Origin of the sequence: Saccharothrix variisporea (assembly GCF_003634995.1) — a bacterium.
GTDB classification, from domain to species: Bacteria; Actinomycetota; Actinomycetes; order Mycobacteriales; family Pseudonocardiaceae; genus Actinosynnema; species Actinosynnema variisporeum.
The window spans coordinates 1,846,021-1,869,860 of record NZ_RBXR01000001.1 but is presented as its reverse complement, the minus strand read 5'-3'; the positions used below and the strand labels follow the sequence as shown (position 1 = coordinate 1,869,860).

Annotated in this window: 20 protein-coding genes; 11 read left to right on the top strand and 9 right to left on the bottom strand. The window is 71.5% G+C overall.

Translation table 11 applies throughout. The features are described from left to right. Positions 1-205: 205 nt before the first annotated feature. On the bottom strand, positions 206-739 hold the full coding sequence (locus DFJ66_RS07900) for a TIGR03086 family metal-binding protein (protein ID WP_121230834.1): 534 nt from the start codon (positions 737-739) through the stop codon (positions 206-208). 181 nt (positions 740-920) lie between these two features. Between DFJ66_RS07900 and DFJ66_RS07895 the strand changes: the two genes are divergently transcribed. Then, entirely contained in the window at positions 921-2,396 is a 1,476-nt protein-coding gene (locus DFJ66_RS07895; RefSeq protein WP_121219386.1) for a peptide MFS transporter, read from the top strand. A 116-nt stretch (positions 2,397-2,512) separates the two neighbouring features. Here the strand turns inward: DFJ66_RS07895 and DFJ66_RS07890 are convergent, their stop codons facing one another. Together DFJ66_RS07890 and DFJ66_RS07885 are read right to left on the bottom strand one after the other, a co-directional pair. Further along, positions 2,513-3,808: a cytochrome P450 gene (locus DFJ66_RS07890; protein ID WP_121219384.1), complete on the bottom strand. Its 1,296-nt coding sequence runs from the start codon at positions 3,806-3,808 to the stop codon at positions 2,513-2,515. A 47-nt stretch (positions 3,809-3,855) separates the two neighbouring features. After that, the gene (locus DFJ66_RS07885; RefSeq protein ID WP_121219382.1) at positions 3,856-5,064 is read right to left on the bottom strand and encodes a cytochrome P450 family protein; all 1,209 of its coding nucleotides are present in this window, start codon (positions 5,062-5,064) and stop codon (positions 3,856-3,858) included. A gap of 112 nt (positions 5,065-5,176) precedes the next feature. On the opposite strand from DFJ66_RS07885, the gene DFJ66_RS07880 reads away from it, so the two are divergent. Continuing rightward, positions 5,177-6,322, top strand: coding sequence for a TetR/AcrR family transcriptional regulator (locus tag DFJ66_RS07880; RefSeq protein ID WP_246029632.1), 1,146 nt, complete (start codon positions 5,177-5,179; stop codon positions 6,320-6,322). A 40-nt stretch (positions 6,323-6,362) separates the two neighbouring features. On the opposite strand, the gene DFJ66_RS07875 is transcribed toward DFJ66_RS07880, so the two are convergent. Genes DFJ66_RS07875 through DFJ66_RS07865 form a run of 3 tightly spaced genes read right to left on the bottom strand, consistent with a single transcriptional unit; the run spans position 6,363 to position 8,678 of the window. Beyond that, positions 6,363-6,899: an acyl-CoA thioesterase gene (locus DFJ66_RS07875; protein WP_246029631.1), complete on the bottom strand. Its 537-nt coding sequence runs from the start codon at positions 6,897-6,899 to the stop codon at positions 6,363-6,365. Positions 6,900-6,909: 10 nt separating this feature from the next. After that, positions 6,910-8,088: an MFS transporter gene (locus DFJ66_RS07870; protein ID WP_246029630.1), complete on the bottom strand. Its 1,179-nt coding sequence runs from the start codon at positions 8,086-8,088 to the stop codon at positions 6,910-6,912. After that, entirely contained in the window at positions 8,085-8,678 is a 594-nt protein-coding gene (locus tag DFJ66_RS07865; RefSeq protein WP_121219377.1) for a TetR/AcrR family transcriptional regulator, read from the bottom strand. Before DFJ66_RS07865 ends, DFJ66_RS07870 begins: the two co-directional genes overlap by 4 nt. Positions 8,679-8,809: 131 nt before the next feature. Here DFJ66_RS07865 and DFJ66_RS07860 point away from each other — a divergent pair, with 131 nt between their 5' ends. From DFJ66_RS07860 to DFJ66_RS07830, 7 genes are all read left to right on the top strand, one after another. Further along, positions 8,810-9,409, top strand: coding sequence for a DUF5753 domain-containing protein (locus DFJ66_RS07860; RefSeq protein ID WP_121219375.1), 600 nt, complete (start codon positions 8,810-8,812; stop codon positions 9,407-9,409). Between the two features lie 3 nt (positions 9,410-9,412). Next, on the top strand, positions 9,413-10,468 hold the full coding sequence (locus DFJ66_RS07855) for a PQQ-dependent sugar dehydrogenase (protein ID WP_121219373.1): 1,056 nt from the start codon (positions 9,413-9,415) through the stop codon (positions 10,466-10,468). A 258-nt stretch (positions 10,469-10,726) separates the two neighbouring features. After that, positions 10,727-11,965 carry a glutamate-cysteine ligase family protein gene (locus DFJ66_RS07850; protein WP_121219371.1) on the top strand — a complete coding sequence of 413 codons (1,239 nt, stop codon included), beginning with the start codon at positions 10,727-10,729 and terminating at the stop codon, positions 11,963-11,965. Continuing rightward, complete coding sequence (gene egtB, locus DFJ66_RS07845; RefSeq protein WP_121219368.1) at positions 11,962-13,290, top strand: ergothioneine biosynthesis protein EgtB; 1,329 nt, start codon at positions 11,962-11,964, stop codon at positions 13,288-13,290. Before DFJ66_RS07850 ends, egtB begins: the two co-directional genes overlap by 4 nt. 1 nt (position 13,291) lies before the next feature. Further along, positions 13,292-14,035 (top strand): ergothioneine biosynthesis protein EgtC, encoded by a 744-nt coding sequence (egtC, locus tag DFJ66_RS07840; protein WP_121219366.1) that lies wholly within the window; start codon positions 13,292-13,294, stop codon positions 14,033-14,035. Beyond that, positions 14,032-15,006: an L-histidine N(alpha)-methyltransferase gene (gene egtD / locus DFJ66_RS07835; protein WP_121219364.1), complete on the top strand. Its 975-nt coding sequence runs from the start codon at positions 14,032-14,034 to the stop codon at positions 15,004-15,006. The genes egtC and egtD overlap by 4 nt, the downstream gene beginning before the upstream one ends. A 463-nt stretch (positions 15,007-15,469) precedes the next feature. Then, the gene (locus DFJ66_RS07830) at positions 15,470-17,062 is read left to right on the top strand and encodes an alpha/beta hydrolase (RefSeq protein WP_121219362.1); all 1,593 of its coding nucleotides are present in this window, start codon (positions 15,470-15,472) and stop codon (positions 17,060-17,062) included. Here the strand turns inward: DFJ66_RS07830 and DFJ66_RS07825 are convergent. Together DFJ66_RS07825 and DFJ66_RS07820 are read right to left on the bottom strand one after the other, a co-directional pair. Continuing rightward, positions 17,059-17,853 carry a hypothetical protein gene (locus DFJ66_RS07825; RefSeq protein ID WP_121219360.1) on the bottom strand — a complete coding sequence of 265 codons (795 nt, stop codon included), beginning with the start codon at positions 17,851-17,853 and terminating at the stop codon, positions 17,059-17,061. The two genes, DFJ66_RS07830 and DFJ66_RS07825, sit on opposite strands and share 4 nt — an antisense overlap. A gap of 26 nt (positions 17,854-17,879) precedes the next feature. Then, entirely contained in the window at positions 17,880-19,931 is a 2,052-nt protein-coding gene (locus DFJ66_RS07820) for an MMPL family transporter (protein WP_246029629.1), read from the bottom strand. Positions 19,932-20,034: 103 nt separating this feature from the next. On the opposite strand from DFJ66_RS07820, the gene DFJ66_RS07815 reads away from it, so the two are divergent. Together DFJ66_RS07815 and DFJ66_RS07810 are read left to right on the top strand one after the other, a co-directional pair. Continuing rightward, complete coding sequence (locus DFJ66_RS07815; RefSeq protein WP_246029628.1) at positions 20,035-20,640, top strand: TetR/AcrR family transcriptional regulator; 606 nt, start codon at positions 20,035-20,037, stop codon at positions 20,638-20,640. A gap of 163 nt (positions 20,641-20,803) precedes the next feature. Continuing rightward, positions 20,804-20,965 (top strand): hypothetical protein, encoded by a 162-nt coding sequence (locus DFJ66_RS07810; RefSeq protein ID WP_211351023.1) that lies wholly within the window; start codon positions 20,804-20,806, stop codon positions 20,963-20,965. 55 nt (positions 20,966-21,020) lie between these two features. Here the strand turns inward: DFJ66_RS07810 and DFJ66_RS07805 are convergent, their stop codons facing one another. Further along, the gene (locus DFJ66_RS07805) at positions 21,021-23,834 is read right to left on the bottom strand and encodes an aconitate hydratase (RefSeq protein WP_121219357.1); all 2,814 of its coding nucleotides are present in this window, start codon (positions 23,832-23,834) and stop codon (positions 21,021-21,023) included. Positions 23,835-23,840: the final 6 nt, after the last annotated feature.

Here is a 23,840-nt window from a genome sequence, read left to right as displayed (position 1 = left end):
ACACACCACAGGGGGAGGCGCGTCCCGCTCCGCGAATGCGGGGAGATTCGTGGAGCGGGACGCGCGCACAACCGGGTTCGGGCGAGGACTTGGCCACCGGGACGCCCCGCTCGGGGTCAAGGAACAGGTCGTGGGGGAAGCCTCCGACAGGTTTCCCCCACGACAAGAACCGGGGATCTCAGCTCTGTCCGCCCAGCCGCGCCCGTCACGGCGTCCGACCCAGCAACGCCACGAGCTTGCTCTGGTCGTCGGCGTCGTCGGGCACCGGCACGGGGGCGTCGAACAGCCCGGTCTCGGCGTAGGAACCGGCGTTGGCCTGCGCGTACTCCAGCAGCGTGTGCGCGAGGTCGGGATCGAGCCGGTCGTCCACGCCGATCGCCCGCGCCAGGTCCCAGGCGTGCACGCCGAGGTCGAGCGTCATCTGCCAGCAGTACTCGGTCGCCGGGATCCGGCCCCAGCTGACGTGCACGGTCTTGGCCAGCGCCCCCGGTTCGATCCACGCCTCGCGCGCCGCCGCCGCGGCCACCACCCACGTGTGCAGCGGGTCCTCGCCGAGCTGGTCGCCGTCGAACCGGTCGCCGACCTGCTCCACCGTGCAGCCGGCCAGCAGTTCCGGCGCCCACAGCTGCTCGTACACGAGGTGGTTCACCAGGTCGTGGACCGACCACTCCTTGCACGGGGTACCCAGGTCCCAGTGGTCGGGGCGCACCCGGCGCACCCGCGAGTCGAACTCCGTCATCGCGCGTCCGTGAGCCTCGATCAGATCCACCCCCCGAGTGCACCAAACCTTGACCGGGATCGCACTCCGAAGCTGTGCGTTAGGCCACCTGGGGGCTTCTCGGTTTCTTGCAGTACGTCCGTACGGCGTAACGTGACCCGGAACGCCGGGGTGACATCGTTGACACCAGCAGGAGGAACCAGTGAGCGCCACGAGCGCGGTTTCCACTCCGCAGCGCGGCTTCTTCGGGCATCCCCGAGGACTGTCGACGCTGTTCTTCGCCGAACTGTGGGAGCGCTTCTCCTACTACGGCATGAAGGCCATCCTCGCCTACTACCTCTACCGCTCGACGGCTGAGGGCGCGCTGGGCCTGGACAAGAGCTTCGCCCTGTCCCTGGTCGCCATCTACGGCGCCTCGGTCTACATGTCCGGCGTGGCCGGCGGCTGGCTGGCCGACCGCGTGCTGGGCGGGCAGCGGGCGGTGTTCTACGGCGGCGTGCTGATCATGTTCGGCCACATCGCGCTCGCGCTGCCCATCGGCGTCGCCGGCGTGTACACGGGCCTGATCCTGATCGTGCTGGGCACTGGCCTGCTCAAGCCGAACATCTCCACCGTGGTCGGTGGGCTCTACGCGGCCGACGACCCGCGCCGCGACTCCGGCTTCACGATCTTCTACATGGGCATCAACCTCGGCGGCTTCCTCGCGCCGCTGGTGTGCGGGTGGCTGGGCGAGGAGGTCGACTGGCACTTCGGCTTCGGCGCGGCGGCCGTCGGCATGGCGCTGGGCCTGATCGCCTACCGCTTCGGGCGGCGCAACCTCGGCGACTCGGCCCTGGTCCCGCCCAACCCGCTGCCCGCGTCCGAGCGCGGTGCGCTGATCGGGCGGATCGTCGGGTTCTCGCTGGGCGCGGTGGCCGTGGTGGCGGCGCTGGTGCTGACCGGGCTGGTGGGCGCGGAGGGCGTGATCAACCTGATCAGCGCCGCGTCCGTGGTGCTGCCCATCGGCTACTTCGTGGTGATGATGCGCAGCCCCAAGACCACGTCCGTGGAACGGTCCCGGCTGACCGCCTACATCCCGCTGTTCATCGCGGCGGCCATGTTCTGGCTGCTGTTCGAGCAGAGCGCGACGGTGATCGCGGCCTTCGCCGACACCCGGCTGGACCGGCACTTCCTGGGCTTCGACGTGCCGCCGTCGTTCATCCAGTCCATCAACCCGGTCATGATCATCCTGTTCGCGCCGCTGTTCGCGCTGCTGTGGGTGAAGCTGGGCAAGCGCCAGCCGTCCACGCCGCGCAAGTTCGCGTACGCGTTGCTGCTGGTGGGGTTGTCGTACGTGCTGATGATGGTCGCCAGCCAGGGCGACCCGGCGGTGCGGGCGTCGTTCCTGTGGATCATCGCCATGTACGCGGTGATGACGTCCGGTGAGCTGCTGCTCTCGCCGGTCGGGTTGTCGGTGACCACCAAGCTCGCGCCGCGCGCGTTCGCGTCGCAGACCATGGGCCTGTGGTTCCTGGCGTCGGCGGCGGGCCAGGGCGTGGGCGCGATCGTGGTCCGGTTCTACAGCGACGAGAACGCGGTGGCGTACTTCGGCGTGCTGGGCGGCGTGTCGATCGCATTGGGCCTGCTGCTGGCGGCCGGCACGAAGAACATCCGGAAGCTGATGCACGGCGTGGACTGATTGCCGAACGGGCACAGTCGTTTTCCGCAATGGTGCGGAAAACGTGGGCGACCCGCCGCGGCGGCGGTGCGGCGGGTCGCCCACGCGCAGTCAAGCATGCCGCAGAAACCTGTGGTTCAGCTGATGTTCTCCACCATCGTGTGGTGTTTCGTCGTTCCCGCGTGGACGGGGAAGCGGGCCGCGCCCCGGATCACCCGCGACGGCCGCCGCCGCACCCGGCCCGCCGCGCGCAGATCCGGGAACCGCCCGAACAGCCCGCGCAACGCCGCCGCCGCCTCCATCCGCGCCAGGCCCGCGCCCAGGCAGTAGTGGATGCCCGACGAGAACGCCAGGTGCTCCCGCCCGTCCGCGCGGCCCGGGTCGAAGCGGTGCGGGTCGGCGAACACGGCCGGGTCGCGGTTCGCGGCGGCCAGCATGAGCATGATCGGCGTGCCCTTCGGGATCCACGTGCCCGCGACCCGGGTCGACTTGAACGGCACGCGGACCGTGTACTGGACGGGCGGGTCCAACCGCAGCGTCTCCTCGACCACGGCGTCGGCGTAGGTCGGGTCTTCGACGAGGCGCGCCCGGACCTGCGGATGTGCGAGGACGGCCAGGACCGCGTTGCCGATCAGGTTCACCGTCGTCTCGAACCCCGCGACCAGCAGGAGCTCGGTGGTCGCGATGAGGTCCTCGCGGGACAGGTCGTCGTGCGCGACCAGGGCGCTGACGATGTCGTCGCCCGGACTCTCGCGGCGGTGCTCGACCAGGTCGTCCAGGAACGCCTCGAACTCGCGCAGACCCCGGTGCAGCGCGCGCATCTCGCCCATGTCCCGGACGCCGTCGAGCGCGTTGACCAGGGCGCTGCCCCAGCGGGCGAACGCCTGGTGGTCCGCGCCCGGCACGCCGAGCAGGTCGGCGATCACCTGGATCGGGACGCGCGCGGCGAAGTCCCCGACGAGGTCGAAGGTGGACTTGCGCGCGGCGTCGTCGAGGTATTCGTCCACCACCCGCTCGACCGTGGCCGCCTGTGCGCGCAGGCCCTTCGGGGTGAACCAGGGCGCGACGAGCCGGCGCAGGCGGGTGTGGTCGGGCGGGTTGCGGACCAGGAAGGACTCCTCGACCGGGTTGACCAGCCGTCTTCCGTCGACGTACGCGTCGGAGTCGACGGGGGACAGGGCGCCGGCGGGGAGGGTGCCGAAGTCCGGGTCGCGCAACAGGTCCAGGCACAGCTCGTGCGAGGCGGTGAGGTAGAGCCCCATGCGGCTCTTCACGAGCGTGCCCCGGGCGCGGACCGCTTCGTAGGCGGGGTAGGGGTCCCGGGAAGGGCTCATGTCGAACAACTTGGCGGCGGGATCGCCGAGCAGGGCCTGCGCCCGGACGATGGTGCGCCCCAGGAACAGCAACGTTGCGTTCTTCACCACGGACGACATGCCACCACGGTGACCCCCGGCCGCCGAACTCTCAAGGACGGAAACGATCAGTTCCGCCCGCTGCGACCGTGCCCGAGCGTCACCACCGGGAGTGTGGCCAGGCGCCAGGTCCCGCCGTCCGGGGTGCGCTCCGGCTGTCCGGCGAGGGCGAGGTCGGGGTAGCGGGTGATCAGGGCCGTCAGGGCGATCTCCGTTTCGGTCCGGGCGAAGGCGGCACCGAGGCAGAAGTGTGGACCGTGGGCGTAGCCGAGGTGGTTCGGGCCGGTTCGGGTCAGGTCGAGGGTGTCCGGGTCCGTGTAGGCCCTCGGGTCGCGGTTGGCCGACACGATCGCCACGCTGACCCGTTCGCCCTTGCGCACCGTGACGTCGTCGAAGGTCACGTCCTCCTTCGCGAACCTCGGCGTGGTCAGCAGTTGCGGACCGGCCAGGCGGGTCAGTTCCTCCACCGCGCGGGGCATGAGGGACGGGTCGGCGCGCAGTGCCGCCAGGTGCTCGGGATGGGTCAGCAGGACCTCGACCGCGTTGCCGATGAGGTTCGCCGGCGTCTGGCCCGCCAGGACCAGGTGCCACACGAGCGTGACCAGTTCGTCGTCGGTCAGGCGGTCGCCGTCCTCGGCGCGGACCTGGAGCAACGTGGAGATCAGGTCGTCGGCGGGGTCCTCCTTGCGCCGCGCGACGGCCGCCTGTGCGCCCTCGACGATGCGCGGGACGGCGTCCACGAACGCCGGCCCGAACCCGCCGACCACGGCCACGCCGTACTCCCTCCACTGTGGACGGTCCTCGACCGGGATGCCCACCAGTTCGCAGATGACGTCCATGGGGAGCGGGCGGGCGAAGTGCTCCAGGAGGTCGACTTCGCCCTCGGGTGAAGCGGCACCGGGCAGGGCGTCGAGCAGGTCGGTGACGATCCGCTCGATGCTCGACCGGAACGCCCGTGCCCGGCTCGCGGTGAACGCGGGTGCGGCGAGCGTGCGGAGGCGCAGGTGCTCGGCGCCTTCCATCTCGGCCATCGTGCGCAGGTAGCGGTGGCAGTGCTCCGGGATGCCGGGTGGTCGCATGAAGCTCTCACCGGTCAACTCGAACTTGCCGCCGCCGAGCACCTCCCGGGCGTCTTCGTGCCGGGTCGCGATCCACAAGGTGCCCAGGCCGGGCAGTCGCATGCGGGCGAGCCGACCTTCCTCCCTGGCTTTGCCGTACGCGGTGAACGGGTCGGCCAGGACGGCGGGGTCGGTCGGGTCGATCTCGGCAACGGTCATGGGTCCCTCCAGGTGGCGCCGACAGATGTTCGGATCAGATGATTCACTCAGATGCTCTCATCATCTGAGTGTGGACGTTATCGTGATCTTGGCGATCGGGCAAGGAGGAGCTGTGGCGGCAGGGCCGAAGGCGCACGCCGGTGGGGTCGCGGGGGTGCGGACTCGGCGCGCGGAGACCCAGGAGCGGAACCGGGCGAAGGTGTTGGCGGCGGCTCGGGAGGAGTTCGCCGAGCGCGGGTTCCGGGACGCCAAGGTCGACGCCATCGCGCAGCGGGTCGGGCTGACGCGGGGTGCGGTGTACTCCAACTTCCCGGGGAAGCGGGCGCTGTACTTCGCGGTGCTGGCCGACCTCGCGGAGCAGGCGTACCCGCCGGCGGTGGACGGCGGCCGGTTCGCCGACCCCGGACCGGACGGGGGAGCGTTCGCCCTCAAGCGGCCCGCCGAGGTGGCGGACAACGCCGGCCGGCGCGCCTTCGGGGCACTGGCCCTGGCCTGGGTCCGGCCGCTGGCCGCCGACGACTGGCTGGGCCGTGACCTGCTCCCCGAGTTGCTCGCCGAAGACGTCCGCCGCCCCTACACGCAGCTCCTGGGACTGGACGCGCTCCTGCTCGGCCTCGCCGTCGAACGCCTCCGCCCGCCGAACCCGAACCCCGCGGACCCGCCGATCCGCCGCGTCCGCCACGCCCGCGCGCTCCTGACCACCCTCCTCGGAGCGACCCAACTGGCCGCCTCGGCACCGGGCCTCCTGGAGCCCTACGACGTGGTCACCGCGGTCGAGCAGCTCGCCGACCTCCCGATCAACGACTTCTGGGCCCCACCACCCTCCGGCCCCCCGGTCCGCCGCACCGACGAACCCTGGAACCCGCCACCGGCCACCGACCTGGTCCGCGGCACCCCGCACGAACCCGCCGAAGGCGTGGTGGCGGTCCTCGGGCTCAACCGCCTGGACGCCGTCGAACAAGCCGCACGGCACGGGGAGACGACCGTCGTCCTGGTGACCGGCGCGCCCCAAGAGCTGGCACCCCTGGCCCGCCTCACCGTCGCCCAGCTGACCGGACCGCTGCGCCAGGCGTTCCCGCCGGCGACCTGGCCGGACCTGCGGGTCGTGTGCGACGAGACGGGCGAGGTGGCCAGGGCGGCGGGTGTGCCGGCGGTCAGCGACGAGACCGAGGTGGCCGTGCGGGTCCGGGACGGTCGGATCGTGGCGCGGGCGGACGGGTTCGCCGCCTGTCACGCCATCGCCACCGAGACCACGTGACCGGGACGGCCTGGCCGAGGGCGGCCGGGTCGAGCGATCGCTAGCGGTTGGGTGAGCGTCCGGCCGAACCGGGGCGTTGGACCGTGCCCGCGCCGACCGAGCCGGTGTTCGACCGGGGCGCGCTCGAACGGTCGGTGGAGGGGGCAGCGGCGCGGGTGGTCGGGCGGCGGGGTTGGAAGAGGCGGCGGAAGTCGTCCGGGATGGGGGTCGAGCGCAGCTCCGGGGTGCCGAAGGAGACGTACCGGTTCCAGCCCGTCGCGACCGGGGTGCCGTCCACGTCCGCGTCGAAGCCGACGGTCAGCGTCGTCGTCCCGAGCGTCCGGACGCGCACCGCGATGCGCAGCAGGTCGTCGAACCGCGCGGGGCTGAGGTAGCGGATCGACGTCTCGGCCATCACGAAGTCGATGCCGTGCTTCTCCAGCTCCTTGTACGAGCCGAGCAGCGAGCGCAGCGTCTCGACCATCGCCGCCTCGAAGAACACCGGGTACCGGGAGGCGTGCACGATCCCCTGGCGGTCGCAGTCGACCGGGCGCACCCGCACCCGGTGCACGTGTGCGGCAGGACGCGGGTCAGCCATGCAGGTGATCCTATGGGGTCACCCGAACGGCTTGCGACGCCCGGGCGGCGAGCACGCCCAGCGCCGCCGCGAGCAGGTGCACGCCCGCGACCAGCAAGATCACCGTCGACGGGCCCGTCCGGACGACGAGCACACCGCCGACCGCCGCACCGATCGCGAACCCGCCCAGCTTGAGGCTCGCCCCGGTGGTGGACACCTGCCCCAGCAATTCCGCCGGCGTGTAGACCTGCCGGGCGGTGATGAGCGAGGTCAACGTCGGCCCTTGCGCGAACCCCGCCACGAGCACCAACCCCACCAGCACCGGCACGCCCGACGCGAGGGGCCACCACGCCACCGCGACCCCGAACGACGCGACCGCGCCGAACACCACCCGCTCGGGCCGCCACCGCGGCAGGAACCGGCGCAGCGCCAGCAGCCCGACCACGCACCCGACCTCCAGCACCGCCCACACCACCCCGGTGAAGCCCTCGCCGTACCCGAGCGACACCACGTGCACCGGCAGCGTCGGCGCGAGCATCCCGATCGACCCGTACGCCACCACCGACGCCAGCGTCGCGCCGCGCAGCGGGGGAGTGGTGACGAGGTGCCGCAGCCCGCTGCGCATCGCGCCCAGCAACGACGAGTGCGCACCACCGGTCGTCGGCACCCGCAACGTCAACGTGCACAAACCGCCCAGCAGGGCCAAACCCGCCAGCACCAGCACCGCCGACACCGGGCCCCACACCGCCACGAGCACCCCGGACAACGCCGGCCCGCCGATCGAAGCGAAGTTGAACAGCAGGGCGTCGTAGGACGTCAACCGCCGCACGTCGGACGCCAACCGCGGCACCAGGCTGGTGAACCCGCCGCTGGTCATCGGCAACGTGACCCCCGCCAGGCACGCCAACCCGACGAACGCCCACGGGGCCGACACCACCACCAGCCCACAAGCGACCACCGCGAGCACGAACTGGTTGCCCGCCAACGCGAGCACCGGCCGCCGCGTCCGGTCCAGCCACGCCCCCAAGAACGGTCCGGACAGGATCGAAGGGATCGTGTAGGCCGCGACGACCATGCCCGCCAACACCGAAGACCCCGTGCGCGCCAACACGAGCAGCACCACGGACACCCCGACCATCTCGTCGGCGAACCGCGCCAGCCCCGCCGACAGCAGGTACCGGGCGACCCCGTGCTGCCCGAAGACGCTCACGACCCCGAACGGCGGTGCCGGCGGACCGACTCCTCGACCAGGTCCAGCACGGGCTCCAGGTCGTCGGCGGGCAGGCCCATCGCCAGGTGCGACACCAGCCCTTCCAGCACCAGCTCCAGGAACGACGTCAGCACGTCGATGTCCACGTCGTCGCGCAGGTTGCCCGCCTCCCGCTGCCGCACGAGGCGCTGCCGGGTGGCGTCGGTGAGCTGCCGCGACCGCTCGGCCCACCGGCCCCGGAACTCGGGGTCCGTGCGCAGCCGGCGCGACACCTCCAGCCGGGTGCCCAACCAGTCGGCCGGGTGCTCGGCGTCGGGTTCGGGCGCGGACAGCAGGTCGCGCATCACCTGCACGAGACCTTGCTGGGCCACCACGTCGGCCATGCGCAGCGCGTCGTCCTCGGCCAGCGCGAGGAAGAGGGACTCCTTGTCGCGGAAGTGGTGGAAGATCGCTCCCCTGGACAGACCGGTAGCCTCTTCCAGACGGCGTACGGTGGCACCTTCGTAGCCGTAGCGCGCGAAACACGCACGAGCGCCGTCCAGGATCTGGCGGCGGCGGGCATCGAGGTGGTCCTGGCTCACCCTGGGCACCGGTCGATGTTGCCAGGAGCGGCTCGGGAAATCCAATCAGTACGTACGGATTGGTCGGGTCCACTTTGGGGTGGTCTTCCGGCCGCGGGGTCGAAACCCCTGGTCACGCGCCACTACGGTCTCCCACCGTGATGAAGGACATCAGCCGGTTCGCGCGATTGGGCCGCCGCTCGACCGAGGGGGACGTGCGGCGCGGGATCGACCTGATCGACCTCGTCCGGCTCGCCCACTACGACCTCGCCGACCCCGACGGGCCGGACGCGTTGCGCGCCGCCGAACGCCGGGCCACCCGGATCGTCGCCTACGACACCCTGGCGGTGCCCGCACTGCTCCAGACACCGGAGTACGCGCGGTTGCTGGGCAACGACCCGGGCCGCGCCGACGTGCTGCACCGCCACCTGCCGCCCGCGAGCGAGTTCTTCGTGCACGAGACCGTGCTGCACGCGTGGGCGGGCGACCAGGAGGTGCTCGACGACCAGTTGGCGGCGCTGGCGCGGCGCGACGACGTGCGGCTGGTGCCGTTCACCGCCGGGTGCCGTCCGGAGCTGCGGCACTCGTTCACCCTGCTGACCTTCGCGGTCGGCGGTCCGGCGGTGCACGCGGAGACGTTGTCCGAGCGGGTGGACGTCGTGGCGCGGTTCCAGGCGGTGGTCGAGGTGCTGCGGTGGTGCGCGCTGGACGTCGAGGAGTCCCGGCGCGTGTTCGCGAGTCCGTGCGAGGCGGCGAGGTAGGCGATGCGGACAGTGGCAGCCGTGTGCACGGCGATCGTCCTGGTCACCGCGGCGACCGCGCACGCGGCCGGCACTCCCGAGCCCGGCCCGGTCACGACCGTCCTGGGCGCCACCGACATCCCGTGGGGCCTGGCGTTCCTGCCGGACGGGAGCGCGCTGGTCACCGAACGCGAGACCTCCTCCGTCTACCGGCTCACCGGATCGGGCACCCGCACCGACCTCGGCAAGGTCCCGGGCACGCAGGTCACCGGCGGTGAGGGCGGGGTGCTGGGGCTGGAGGTGTCGCCGACGTTCGCCACCGACCGGCACGTGTTCGTCTACCACACGGCGTCCTCGGGCAACCAGGTCGTGCGGGCCACCCTCGCCGGCAACACCCTCACCGGCTGGACGACCCTGCTGTCGGGCGTGCCCAAGAACCGCTACCACAACGGCGGTCGGCTGCGGTTCAGCCCGGACGGCCGGTACCTGTTCATCTCCACCGGCGACGCGCAGAACGGCGCCAACGCCCAGGACCTCGGCACCAACGCGGGCAAGGTCCTGCGCATCCACCCCGACGGCTCGATCCCGGCGGACAACCCGTTCCCGGGCAAGGCCGTCTGGAGTTACGGCCACCGCAACGTGCAGGGCCTGGACTTCGACTCGAAGGGCCGGCTGTGGGCGTCGGAGTTCGGCGCCTCCAGCCAGGACGAGGTCAACCTGATCGAGAAGGGCGGCAACTACGGCTGGCCCGCGTGCGAGGGCACGTCCGGTTCGTGCGCGGGCACGGTGCCGCCGAAGACGACGTGGCCCACCTCCAGCGCCTCGCCCAGCGGGCTGACCATCGTCGACGACCACGTCTTCGTGGCCACGACGGTCGGCCGGCGGGTGTACCGGCTGCGGATCGACGCGTCGGCGAACCTGGTGGACCAGCGGACGTACTTCGAGGGCGCGTACGGGCGGCTGCGGACGGTGGAGGTGGACCGGGACGGCGACATCTGGCTCACCACGACCACGGACCGGGACGGCACGCCGAACAACGACCGGGTGCTGCACGTGGACGTCGTGTACTCGACCGAGTGATTGCGCAGGCCTGCCGCCCCACGCCGCGGGCTTCCGGACGCCCCTCCTGCCTGGCATGCGCGCGATCCGGCCGCCGTCCGGTGGCAATCGCCGCGTCGAGACGGGCTACCCGCCGGTAACCCGGGCACTGTCCGAAACGCCCCGAATACACCACGCGAACAGCGGTTGTCCTTGTTCCGCAAGGGTTTCCGGGCATGCGATTGTCGGTCCCCCCGTGTAGCGTCGAAAACACCTGATTGATCACGGGGAGTACCGAAGGTGACTGCTGTCCGTAACACCCCGCCCGCGGGGCCGAGCCCGGCGGTGTTCCGGGACCGAGCGGAGGCCGAGGCCTACGTGGCTTCGGTCTGCTTCAAGCACGGGCCTCCGAGGCTGCTCGGAGTCGAGATCGAATGGACCGTCCACCACCGAGAAGACCACACCAAGCCCGTCGACGCGACCGCACTCGCCGCCGCTCTGGGCAAGCACGCGCCTCCCACGCTCGTCCCCGACAGCCCCCAGCAGCCGCTTCCCGGCGGCACACCGCTCACGGTCGAGCCGGGCGGCCAGGTCGAGATCTCCACCCCGCCGAGCACCTCGCTCACCGAGCTGCTCAAGACCGTCGCGGACGACGTCGACCACCTCACCCGCCTGCTGGAGCCCCACGGCCTCGTCCTCGGGCACCGCGGCGCCGATCCCCACCGACCACCGCGCCGGGTGCTCCAAGTGCCCCGGTACGCGGCCATGGAACAGGCCTTCGCGCCACGCGGTCCCGACGGCCTCACGATGATGTGCAGCACGGCCGGGCTCCAGGTGTGCCTGGACTTCGGTCTCCAAGAAGACCTGCCCGCGCGCTGGGCCGCCGTGCACGCGCTGGGTCCCGTGCTGATGGCGTTGTTCGCCAACTCGCCCGGCGTCGGCGGCCGGCGCACCGAGTGGGCCAGCGCCCGCATGCGCAGCCTCTACGCGACCGACCCCGTCCGCACCCGGCCGGCGGCGGTGTGCGCCGACCCGGCGGCGGCGTGGGCGCGGCGCGTGGTGGACTCGCCGGTGATCGTGGTGCGCAGACCGGGGCCGAACTGGCTGCCGCCGCACCCGCTCACCTTCGCCGACTGGATCGACGGCGCCCTGCCGACCCGACCGACCACCGACGACCTCGACTACCACCTGACGCTCCAGTTCCCGCCGGTGCGCCCGCGCGGCTACCTGGAGGTCCGCTACCTCGACACACCGCCGGACGGGCAGTGGCTGCCGCCGGTGGTGCTGATGGCCGCGCTGTTCAGCGACCGGTCCGTGGTGGACGGCGTCCTCGCGGCCACCGAGACCGCCGCCAACCGCTGGCTCGCCGCCGCCCGCCACGGCCTGGACGACCCGGTCCTGGCCCGTGCCGCGCGGGACGTGGTCGAGCTGGGCTGCGCGGCGCTGCACCGCACGGACCTGTCCGTCGGCCAGACCGACGCGATCGCAGAACTCCTGCACCGACAGCTCGCTGAGAAGACCGGAGGGGGCCGATCATGACCAGCCAGTTCACCAGGGGGACCGAGCAGGTCCGCGACCACGTCGCCGCGCAGCTGGAACGGGCGCGGCAGCGCAGCAAGCTGCTCACCGACGCCGTCGACGACCACGACCTCGTGCGCCAGCACTCCAAGCTCATGTCGCCGCTGGTGTGGGACCTCGCCCACATCGGCAACCAGGAGGAGCTGTGGCTCGTCCGCGACGTCGGCGGGCGCGAGCCGGTGCGCCAGGACATCGACGAGCTGTACGACGCGTTCAAGCACGCCCGCGCGGTGCGCCCCGAGCTGCCGCTGCTGGGCCCGGCGGAGGCCCGCCGGTACGTGTCCCAGGTGCGGGAGAAGGTCTTCGACGTGCTGGAGACCAGCCCGCTGGAGGGCCGCCGGCTCGTGGACGGCGGGTTCGCGTTCGGCATGATCGTGCAGCACGAGCAGCAGCACGACGAGACCATGCTGGCCACCCACCAGCTGCGCGTCGGACCGCCGGTGCTGGACGCGCCGCCACCGCCGCGCGGCGGCCCGGTCGGGCCGGCCGAGGTGCTGGTGCCCGGCGGCCCGTTCACCATGGGCACGTCCACCGAGGCGTGGGCGCTGGACAACGAGCGCCCGGCGCACCAGGCGTTCACCGACCCGTTCTTCATCGACACGACCCCGGTCACCAACCGCGCCTACGCCGAGTTCATCGCCGCCGGCGGGTACACCGACCCGCGCTGGTGGTCCGAGGCCGGCTGGGCGCACGTCCAGAAGGCCGGTCTCGTCGCACCCCGCTTCTGGGAGCGCGACGGCGACCAGTGGTACCGCACGGCCTTCGGCGTGACCGCGCCGCTGGACCCGGACCAGCCGGTCGTCCACGTCTGCTACTACGAGGCCGAGGCGTACGCGAAGTGGGCGGGCAAGCGGCTGCCCACCGAGGTGGAGTGGGAGAAGGCGGCCCGCTTCGACCCGGCGACCGGCCGGTCCCGGCGCTACCCGTGGGGCGACGAGGAGCCGACCGAGGCCCACGCCAACCTCAACCAGCGGCACCTGTCCCCGGCGCCGGTCGGCGCGTACCCGGCGGGCGTGTCGCCGCTGGGCGTGCACCAGCTGATCGGTGACGTCTGGGAGTGGACCAGCTCGGACTTCCACGGCTACACCGGGTTCGAGGTGTTCCCGTACGCGGAGTACTCGCAGGTCTTCTTCGGGCCGGACTACAAGGTGCTGCGCGGCGGCTCGTTCGGCAGCGACCAGGCGGCGGTGCGCTCGACGTTCCGCAACTGGGACTACCCGATCCGGCGGCAGATCTTCGCGGGCTTCCGCTGCGCGCGCGACGCGAGTCCGGAAGAACTGGCCTGACGTGTGCCGCCACCTGGGTTACCTCGGCCCCGCCGTGCCCATCGCGAGTCTCGTGCACGACCCGCCGCATTCGCTGATGCGCCAGTCGTACGCGCCGAGGGACATGCGCGGCGGCGGCACGGTGAACGTGGACGGCTACGGCGTCGGCTGGTACCCGACGCCGGGCCAGGCCGTCCGCTACCGCCGGGTCGGGACGCTGTGGTCGGACGCGAACCTGGCCCAGCTGAGCCGGATCACCTCCTCCGGCGCCATCCTGGCCGCCGTCCGCTCCGCCACGGTCGGCATGCCGATCGTGGAGACCGCCTGCGCGCCGTTCACCGACGGGCAGTGGCTGTTCAGCCACAACGGCCGCGTCACCGACTGGCCCGGTTCGGTCGCCGACCTGGCCGGGACCCTGCCCACCACCGACCTGCTGACCCTGGACGCGCCCACCGACTCCGCCCTGCTGTGGGCGTTGCTGAGGTCGCGCCTGGCCACCACCCCGCCCGCGCGAGCGGTGGCGGACGTGGTCGCCGAAGTGGCCGCCGCCGCCCCCGGCTCGCGGCTGAACCTGTTGCTCACCAACGGATCCGTGCTCGTCGGCACCACGTGGACCCACTCCCTGTGGGTCCGGCGCGCCGACGACGCGGTGACCGTGTCCTCGGAACCGCTCGACGACGACCCGCGCTGGCGGGAGGTGCCCGAGGGGCACGTCGTCACGGCCGATCCCTCCACTGTGGACGTTCAACCGATGGGACGACGATGACCGAGCCAGTGCTGGACGTGCACCTGACCCCCGAGGAGGCCGCCGTCGCCCTCCGGGCGGAGGCGAAGGCGGGCCTGACCGCGACGCCGAAGTGGCTGTCCCCGAAGTGGTTCTACGACGCGGTCGGCAGCGACCTGTTCGAGGAGATCACCCGCCTGCCCGAGTACTACCCGACCCGGGCCGAGCGCGAGATCCTGGTGGCCCGCGCCGCCGAGATCGCCGCGACGACCGGCGCCCACGCCCTGGTCGAACTGGGTTCGGGCTCCTCGGAGAAGACCCGCCTGCTCCTGGACGCCTTGCGCGACCACGGGACGTTGAACGAGTTCGTGCCGCTGGACGTGTCGGTGTCCGCCCTGACCGACGCGGCCCGGCAGATCCTGGCCGACTACCCGGGCCTGAAGGTGCACGGCGTGGTCGGCGACTTCACCGAACACCTGGGCCTGCTCCCGGGCGCGTCACCGCGGTTGGTGGCGTTCCTCGGCGGCACCATCGGCAACCTCATCCCGGAGGAGCGCGACAAGTTCTTCGCCTCCGTGCGGGACGTGCTGGAGCCGGGGGAGTGGCTGCTGCTGGGCACCGACCTGGTGAAGGACCCCGAAGTCCTGGTCCGCGCCTACGACGACGCCCGCGGGGTGACGGCGGAGTTCAACCGGAACGTGCTGCGCGTGCTCAACCGGGACCTGGGCGCGAACTTCGTCCCGGAACAGTTCCGGCACATCGCCCTGTGGAACGCGGAGGAGGAGTGGATCGAGATGCGCCTGCGCGCGGACCGCGCGGCCACGGTCCGGGTGGAGGCGCTGGACCTGGACGTCGAGTTCGCGGCGGGCGAGGAGCTGCGCACGGAGGTGTCGGCGAAGTTCCGGCGGGAGGGCGTGACCCGGGAGCTGGCCGAGGCGGGCTTCGAACTGCACCGCTGGTGGACCGACGAGCAGGGCCGGTTCGCGCTGTCCCTCTCCCGAGCCATCGGCTGAGCTAGCAAGGCGCCCTGCCCCACCGCCCGCCCCGGCCCCACGTCCCCCGCACGTTGCTTTTCACGTTGGCTACCAGCCACAGGAAGGGCCTCGGTTTCTCCCCCGTACGGCCTGGGCGCAGCCCAACCGCGCTTGGCCCGTTTGTGCAACCAGCTTTTCCGGTTGCTCAAACGGGCCAAGTGTGGTTGCCTCCGGCAGGCCGTGCGGGGGAGAAACCGACGCCCTTCCACCCCCGGGGGCCTGCCCGCCGGCGAGGCGCTTTTGATCTTGAGAGCGCGCCAGCGCGTTCGTCTTGAAAGCTTGAAAGTTTGAAAGCTTGAAAGCGCGAAGTGCGTCCGAAGTCGGGACAAGACCATCCGTTCTGCGGGTGTTCGTCGGGGCGTCGGGGTGGGAGCCTCGCGCGACGGTGCCGTGGAACGACGACGAGGGGCGGCACCGACTCGGACGCGAGGGAGTACCGCTCGTGAAGTTTGGTAGTAGAACGCTGGTCGTCGCGCTGGCCCTGGGGACCGCGGTCTCCGGCCTCACGGCGACCGGATCCGCCTCCGCACAGGAAGCCCAAGCGCAGGGCGCCCCGATCCAGTGGGGCAAGTGCGCGGACGACGTGCTGGCCGAGATCCCCGCCGCCCAGCGCGAGCGGGTCAGCTGCGCCAACCACCCCGTGCCACTGGACCACCGCAAGCCGCGCGGCGAGAAGATCACCATCGCGCTGATGAAGGCCCCGGCGACCGACCAGGCCAACAAGGTCGGCTCGCTGTTCATCAACCCCGGCGGGCCGGGCGGCGCCGGGCTCATCTACTCCGCGTACGGCAGCTCGTTCTTCCAGCCGGAGATCATGAAGCGGTTCGACCTCATCGGGTTCGACCCGCGCGGGGTGGGCCGCAGCACGCCGCTGCGGTGCTTCAAGACCCAGGAAGAGGCGGACGCGGTCTTCAACCGCATGTCGTCGGTCCCGGTCACCCGCACCGAGATCCGCGACACCATGGACGCCACCAAGGACTACACCGACTCGTGCGCGAGGGTCGCCGGTCCGCTGCTGGACCACATGTCGACCGAGGACGTGGCGCGTGACCTGGACCTGCTCCGCCAGGGCGTGGGCGACCGCGACCTGACCTACGTCGGGTTCTCCTACGGCACGCTGCTCGGCGCGACCTACGCGAACCTGTTCCCGCAGCGCTCCCGCGCGCTGGTGCTGGACGGCAACGTGGACCCGGCGCTGCGCACCTCCAACGGCGCGGAGTACGACCGGCAGCGCGCGCAGGGCTTCGAGCTGGCCCTGGACGCGTTCCTCAAGCGCTGCGACGCCGAGGGCGACAAGTGCGCGTACAGCGACGGCAACCCGCGGGCCAAGTTCGACGAGGTGCGCGACGCGCTGCGCAAGGCCCCGATCACGCTGCCCTCGGGCACGGTCGTGACCTACTCCGGCTACATCGGCCGGGTCACCGGCGACCTGTACGCGCCGACCCGGTTCAAGGCGCTGGCCACCTGGTTGCAGTCGATCTACGCCGTGCTGCACCCGAGCGCGGCGCTGACCGTGCAGGCGGAGCCGGAGCTGGAGAAGCCGTTGGCCAACAAGCACGGCCTGGCCGACGTGCGCGCGGGGCTGGCCGACGCCGAGTATCTGTCCGACGACTCGTACTACGGCGTGAACTGCACGGACAAGCCGTTCGTGCGCATCCCGGAGCTGTTCCCGTACGTGGCGGCGAAGTGGGAGCGCGAGTCGCCCACCTTCGGCCGCCAGCAGGCCGCGTCCGACCTGCTGACCTGCGCCTCGTGGCCCGTGCCGCGCCCGGACCGCTACGCCGGGCCGTGGAACAAGCGCACCAAGAACCCGGTCGTCGTGGTCGGCAACTACTACGACCCGGCGACGCAGTACAAGTTCTCCCAGCGCATGACCCGTGAGCTCGGCAACGCCGTGCTGCTGAGCGTGGACTCCTTCGGGCACTGCATCCTGGGTGACAGCGCGGGTGCGGACACCGCGGTGACCGACTACCTGGTGAACCTCAAGACGCCGGCGCCCGGGCAGGTCTTCCAGCCCAACGTCCAGCCGTTCTAAGGGGTTCGCGTGCGGCGGTCGCGCAGGACGAGCGCGACCGCCGCACCGGCCAGTCCCACCACGGGCGCCAACAGCGCGTCCGCCGCCGGGGCGTAGACCTCGAACGGCTCGTAGGTGTCGAGGGGTTCGTAGGCGAACCACCCGAAGTCCTCACCGCCCGGGTAGGAGGACGGTCCCACCGCGAGCAGCAGACCGAGCACGACGAACGTGAGCGGCACCCAGTCCCGCCACCCGTGCGCCAGCCCGTACGCGAGGGCCGCGCCGACGAACAGCGCGACTTCCGGCCGCAGCGCCACCTCCGCCGTCGAGAACGCGGCCTCGAACTGCTCCTGGCTCAGGAACTGCATCCCCGGCTGCGACGCCTCCGGTTCCCGGTACCAGGCAAGGGCCAGGTAGGCGGCGGCCGTGCCCGCCACCACCAGACTGCGCGCCCGCCACGCCCACCACCCCAACCCGAGCGCCACCACCACCGCGACCAGCACGGTCAGCGCCGGGTCGAGGTCGGCGGCGGCCCCGACGGCGACCACCACCCCGGTGACCAGCAACGGGAACCACTCGCCCGGCCGCCGCGCGTGCAGGTCGTGCGCCGCGATCACCAGCGCTCCCGCCAACGCCACCACGGCCGGCACCGGCTGCTGCTCGACCAGCGCGGCCACGAAGAACGCCGCCGTCGCCGCGCCGAGCCGCCACGACCGCGTCCACCCGGTCACCACCGCGAGCACACCGGTGCCCACCAGCGGCCCGAACTCCCACAGCGGGCTGAGCAGCCCGACCACCGCCAACGCGACCATCCTCGACCCCCTCGAAGGGGATCACCCTAGCGAGCCCTCCGACAGCCCGAACCGCGCGTGCACCCGGCGCAGGAACGGCGGTGCCCACCAGTTCGCGCGGCCCGCCACCGCATCAACGACGGCACCAGCACCGCCCGCACGACCGTCGCGTCCACCAGCACCGCGACCGCCATGCCCACCCCGAGCATCTGCAGGATCACGACACTGCCCGTGGCGTACGCGGCGAACGACAGGGACAGGATCGCGGCGGCGGCGGTGATCAGCGGCGCGGAGCGTTGCAGGCCCGTGGTGACGGCGGTCCGCTCGTCGCCGGTGCGGTGGTACTCCTCGGAGATCCGCGAGACCATGAACACCTCGTAGTCCATGGACAGCCCGTAGGCGATGCAGAACATCAGGATCGGGATGCTCGGCTCGACGGTCCCGATGGCGGTGAAGCCCAGCACGTGCGCCAGGTTGCCGTCCTGGAACCCCCACACCACCACGCCGAACATCACCGCGAGGCTGAGCAGGTTGAGGGCGGTCGCCTTGAGCGGCAACAGGATGCTGCCGGTCATCAGGAACAGCAGCACGAACGTGACACCCAGGATCAGCGCCACGACCAGCGGCAGGCGGTCGGTGAGCGCGTCGCGGAAGTCGGCCAGTTCGGCGGGGTAGCCGCCGACCAGGTGGTCCGGCTCCAGTTCGCGCACTTGCCGCACGAGCCCCGGCACGTCACCGGCCAGGGCCTCCTGGCTCGGGATCGCGGTCCAGAGCGTGCCGTAGTCGGTGGTGCGGTGGTCGACCTGGACGATGCCGGGCACGTCGTCCAGCCGGCGCGCGAAGTCCGCGGCGTCGTGCACGCCGGCCCCGACCACCCGGATCGCGTCCGTCTGCTCCTGCCCGAACCCCGAGCGGATCTGGTCCTGCACGACCCGGCTGGACGCGTCCGCCGGCAGGATGCGGTCGTCGGGCAACCCGAACCGCAGCCCCAGCACCGGCGCCGCCACCAGCAGCAGCCCGACGAGGGCGACTCCGCCCGTCCACAGTGGACGCTTCATCACCGCGTCGGCGGTGCGTGCCCAGAACCCGTTGGTCCGCTCCCTCGCCGGGTGCGGCTTCAGCGACGCCAAGACGGCGGGCAGGATCGTCAACGCCCCCACCACGGACAGCGCGACCACCAGCACACCCGCGTAGGCGAACGAGCGCAGGAACGGGAAGGGGAACAGCAGCAGCATCGCCAGCGACGCGGCCACCGTCAGCCCGCTGAACAGCACCGTCCGCCCGGCCGTCCCGACCGCCCGCTCCACCGCCGTGGCCACGTCCGCGCCGCCGGCCAACTCCTCCCGGTACCGGGCGATGACGAACAGGCAGTAGTCCACGCCCAGCGCCAGCCCCATGACCAGCGTGACGTTGGCCGCGAACGTCGAGACCTCGGTGAAGTACGTGAGCCCCCGCAGGCCCGCCAGGGTCGCGACCATCGCGAACAGCCCGATGCCGATCGTCGTCAACGCCATCGAGACCCGCCGGTACAGCAGCACCAGCAGCAACAACACCGCCGGCACGACGATCAGTTCCGCACGCAGGAAGTCCCGCGCGGCCTGCGCGCCGACCTGCCGGAACACCTCGTCCTGCCCGCCGACCCCGACCGACACCACGTCGTTCCGGACCGTGAACCGCTGCGACAACTCGGCGATGGCGGCCCGTGCTTCGGTCGCCGACCCCGGCACGCGTCCCAGCACCAGGGCTTGCGCGCCGTCCTCGGACCGCAGCGCCGGGCTGCGGTCGTCCCAGTAGGAGGTGGCCTCGGCGGTGCTCTTCCGCAACTCGTCCGTCAGCCGCCGCCCTTCGGCCGCCACGGCGGGGTCGTCCACCGAGCCCCGTGCGCTGACCAGCAGCGTGATGTTCGGGTTGCCGGTCCCGAACTCCCGCTCGAGCACGTCGGCGGCCCGCAGCGAGTCCGTCCCCGGAACCTCGTACCGGGACAGCGATAGGGCCGACAGCGCACCACTCCCGACCGCCGCCGCCACCACGGTCACGACGACGGCGACGGCAAGCACCCACCGCCTTCGGCGCACGGCGAATCGCCCCAGCTCGTACACGGTCTGCTCCTCGGCCTCGGTAGGGTGAAATGCGAGCGAGTGCTCGTGTTTCGAAAATACGAGTAATTGCTCGTGTTTGTCAACGAGGTGAGAGGGTGGTGCCGTGACGGTGCGCAGGCAGGCACGGGGCGAGCGGCGGATGGCCGAGCTGCAGGACGCGGCGGCGGCGGTGTTCGCGGAGGTCGGCTACGAGGCGGCGACCACCAACGCGATCGCCGCGCGGGCGGGCGTCTCGCCGGGCACGCTGTACCAGTTCTACGGCAACAAGGAGGCCATCGCGCAGGCCTTGGCGGACCGGTACCTGGAGGCGTTGCGGGAGGCCCACGCCTCACTCACGCCGGAGCACGCCGACCTGCCGCTGGACGAGCTGATCGACCGCATGGCCGACCCGATGGTGGCGGTGAACGTGGCGAACCCGGGCTTCAAGGCGCTGTTCGGCCGCCCCGACATGCCGGAGAAGCTGGTCATCCCCACCCGGAACGTCCACGCAGCCGTCTTCGGCCGCCTGGACGCGGTGTTCGCCGCCCGCTGTCCTGATCTGGACCCGGTGCAGCGGGGTCGAACGGTGATGGTGACCATGCAGCTCTTCGGCGGCCTGATCCCGATGATCGTGGCCGCGGCACCCGAGGAACGGCCGGCGTTGGTGGTCGAGCTGAAGAAGGTCCTGCGCGGCTACCTGGCACCAGTGTTGGGAGAGGGCTCCTCATGAACATCGAGTACGAACACATCGAGCTGATCGACGGAGCCGTCCTCTTCAGGAGGCCCCAGACGATCTTCCACATGATGGTCGTCGATGAACTCGGCCGGCAGTCGCCGGAAGGGCTCACCACGGTCAGGGAGATGGACATCGTGCTGGGGGAGCGGCAGCGGCCGTGCCCCGATGTGTCGAGAACGGCGACGGCCAGCCGGTCGTCTACGTGTACGAACTCGACCCTGCCACCGAGTCCTACGCCTTGACCGGCATCTTCCACGACCGGTTGAAGACCACCGTGCCGTTCCCGGTGGACATCGACCTCGGCGCGTTGATCCGGTAGCGAAGCGAAAGGGCCGTCCACCCGGCTGGGTGGACGGCCCATTCACACCAACGAGTTAGCTGCGGACCATCTTGCGCAGCACGTACTGCATGATGCCGCCGTTGCGGTAGTAGTCGGCCTCGCCGGGCGTGTCGATGCGGACGACCGCGTCGAACTCGACCTTCGTGCCGTCCGCCTTGGTGGCCACGACCTTGACCGTGCGCGGGGTCTCACCGTTGTTCAGCGCGGTGATGCCGGTGAAGTCGAAGGTCTCCGTGCCGTCCAGGCCCAGCGACGCCGCGGTCTCGCCCGCCGGGAACTGCAGCGGCAGCACGCCCATGCCGATCAGGTTCGACCGGTGGATGCGCTCGAAGGACTCGGCGATCACGGCCCGCACGCCCAGCAGCGAGGTGCCCTTGGCAGCCCAGTCGCGCGACGAACCCGAGCCGTACTCCTTGCCCGCCAGCACCACCAGCGGGACGCCGGCCTCGGCGTAGGCCACGGACGCGTCGTAGATGGTGGTCTGCGGCGCGCCCTCCTCCAGGAAGTTGCGGGTGAAGCCGCCCTGGACATCGTCCAGCAGCAGGTTGCGCAACCGGATGTTGGCGAAGGTGCCGCGGATCATCACCTCGTGGTTGCCGCGGCGGGAGCCGTACGAGTTGAAGTCCTTGCGGTCCACGCCGTGCTCGGTGAGGTACTTGCCCGCCGGCGAGTCGGCCTTGATCGCACCGGCCGGGGAGATGTGGTCCGTGGTGACCGAGTCGCCCAGCAGCGCCAGCACGCGCGCGCCCGCGATCTCGGTGACCGGCTTGGGCTCCATCTCCATGCCCTCGAAGTACGGGGGCTTGCGCACGTAGGTGGACTCGGCGTCCCACTCGAAGGTCTTGCCGGTCGGCGTGGGCAGCGACTGCCAGCGCTGGTCGCCCGCGAACACGTCCGCGTAGCCCTTGGTGAAGCCCTCCGGCGAGATCGCCGACGCGACGACCTCGGAGATCTCCTGCGGCGACGGCCAGATGTCGGACAGGTACACCGGGTTGCCCTGCGGGTCGGTGCCCAGCGGCTCGGTGGTGATGTCCTTGTCCATCGAACCGGCCAGCGCGTACGCCACCACCAGCGGCGGGGACGCGAGGTAGTTCATCTTGATGTCCGGGTTGATCCGGCCCTCGAAGTTCCGGTTGCCCGACAGCACGGACACGGCGGCCAGGTCACCCTGGTTGATACCGGCCGAGATCTCGTCCTGGAGCGGACCGGAGTTGCCGATGCACGTGGTGCAGCCGTAGCCGACCAGGTGGAAGCCCAGCTTCTCCAGGTAGGGCAGCAGGCCGGCGCGCTCGTAGTAGTCCATGACGACCTTCGAGCCCGGCGCGAGGGTCGTCTTGACCCACGGCTTGCGCTCCAGGCCCTTCTCCACGGCCTTCTTCGCCAGCAGCGCCGCGCCGATCATCACCGACGGGTTGGACGTGTTGGTGCACGAGGTGATCGCGGCGATCGCGACCGCGCCGTGGTCCAGCTCGAACTCGGCGCCGTCCACGGTGACCTTGACCGGGTTGGACGGACGGCCCTGCGCGCCCTCGGCGGCGGAGTGGAACACCCGCGGCGCGCCGCCGGCGTCGCCGTTGGACACCGAGATCGGGTCGCTGGCCGGGAACGTCTCGTCCACGGCCTCGTCCACAGTGGACTTCGGCGCGGACTCGTCGTGCGCCACGTACGCGCCCAGCGCCTGCCGGAACGCCTCCTTGGCGTTGGACAGCTCGATGCGGTCCTGCGGGCGCTTGGGGCCGGCGATCGACGGGACGACCGTCGACAGGTCCAGCTCCAGCGTCTCGGAGTACACCGGCTCGTGCGCCGGGTCGTGCCACAGGCCCTGCTCCTTGGCGTAGGCCTCGACCAGCGCCAGCTGCTCGGCCGAGCGGCCGGTCAGCTTCAGGTAGTCGATGGTCTCGCCGTCGATCGGGAAGATCGCGCAGGTCGAGCCGAACTCGGGGCTCATGTTGCCGATGGTGGCGCGGTTGGCCAGCGGCACCGCGCCCACGCCCGAGCCGTAGAACTCGACGAACTTGCCGACCACGCCGTGCTTGCGCAGCATCTCGGTGATCGTGAGCACCAGGTCGGTCGCGGTCGCGCCGGCGGGCAGCTCGCCGTGCAGCTTGAAGCCGACCACGCGCGGGATCAGCATCGACACCGGCTGGCCCAGCATGGCGGCCTCGGCCTCGATGCCGCCGACGCCCCAGCCCAGCACGCCGATGCCGTTGACCATCGTGGTGTGCGAGTCGGTGCCGACCAGCGTGTCCGGGTAGGCCTGGCCGCCGCGGACCATGACCACGCGCGCCAGGTGCTCGATGTTGACCTGGTGCACGATGCCGGTGCCGGGCGGGACGACCTTGAACTCGTCGAACGCGGTCTGGCCCCACCGCAGGAACTGGTAGCGCTCCTTGTTGCGGTCGTACTCCAGGTCGACGTTGAGCTCGAAGGCGTCCGGGCGGCCGAAGATGTCGGCGATGACCGAGTGGTCGATGACCAGCTCGGCGGGCGCGAGCGGGTTGACCTTGGACGGGTCGCCGCCGAGCTGGGTGACGGCCTCGCGCATGGTGGCGAGGTCCACCACGCAGGGCACGCCGGTGAAGTCCTGCATCACCACGCGGGCGGGGGTGAACTGGATCTCCGTGTCCGGCTCGGCGGACGGGTCCCAGGAGCCCAGGGCCCGCACGTGGTCGGCGGTGATGTTCGCGCCGTCCTCGGTGCGCAGCAGGTTCTCCAGCAGGATCTTCAAGCTGTACGGCAGACGCTCGGCGCCCTCGACCGCGCTCAGCCGGAACACCTCGTACGAGGCGTCCCCCACGGTGAGCGTGCCGCGGGCGCCGAAGCTGTCCTTGCTCGCTGGTGCAGTCACGTGAAA

Excerpts from the sequence above, each read along its gene's own strand:
- DFJ66_RS07855 (WP_121219373.1), top strand. The coding sequence starts at position 9,413 with ATGCGGACAGTGGCAGCCGTGTGCACGGCGATCGTCCTGGTCACCGCG.
- DFJ66_RS07875 (WP_246029631.1), bottom strand. The coding sequence starts at position 6,899 with ATGGCTGACCCGCGTCCTGCCGCACACGTGCACCGGGTGCGGGTGCGC.
- DFJ66_RS07900 (WP_121230834.1), bottom strand. The coding sequence starts at position 739 with ATGACGGAGTTCGACTCGCGGGTGCGCCGGGTGCGCCCCGACCACTGG.
- DFJ66_RS07890 (WP_121219384.1), bottom strand. The coding sequence starts at position 3,808 with ATGTCGTCCGTGGTGAAGAACGCAACGTTGCTGTTCCTGGGGCGCACC.
- DFJ66_RS07825 (WP_121219360.1), bottom strand. The coding sequence starts at position 17,853 with ATGGTCGCGTTGGCGGTGGTCGGGCTGCTCAGCCCGCTGTGGGAGTTC.
- egtB (WP_121219368.1), top strand. The coding sequence starts at position 11,962 with ATGACCAGCCAGTTCACCAGGGGGACCGAGCAGGTCCGCGACCACGTC.
- DFJ66_RS07860 (WP_121219375.1), top strand. The coding sequence starts at position 8,810 with ATGAAGGACATCAGCCGGTTCGCGCGATTGGGCCGCCGCTCGACCGAG.
- egtD (WP_121219364.1), top strand. The coding sequence starts at position 14,032 with ATGACCGAGCCAGTGCTGGACGTGCACCTGACCCCCGAGGAGGCCGCC.
- DFJ66_RS07885 (WP_121219382.1), bottom strand. The coding sequence starts at position 5,064 with ATGACCGTTGCCGAGATCGACCCGACCGACCCCGCCGTCCTGGCCGAC.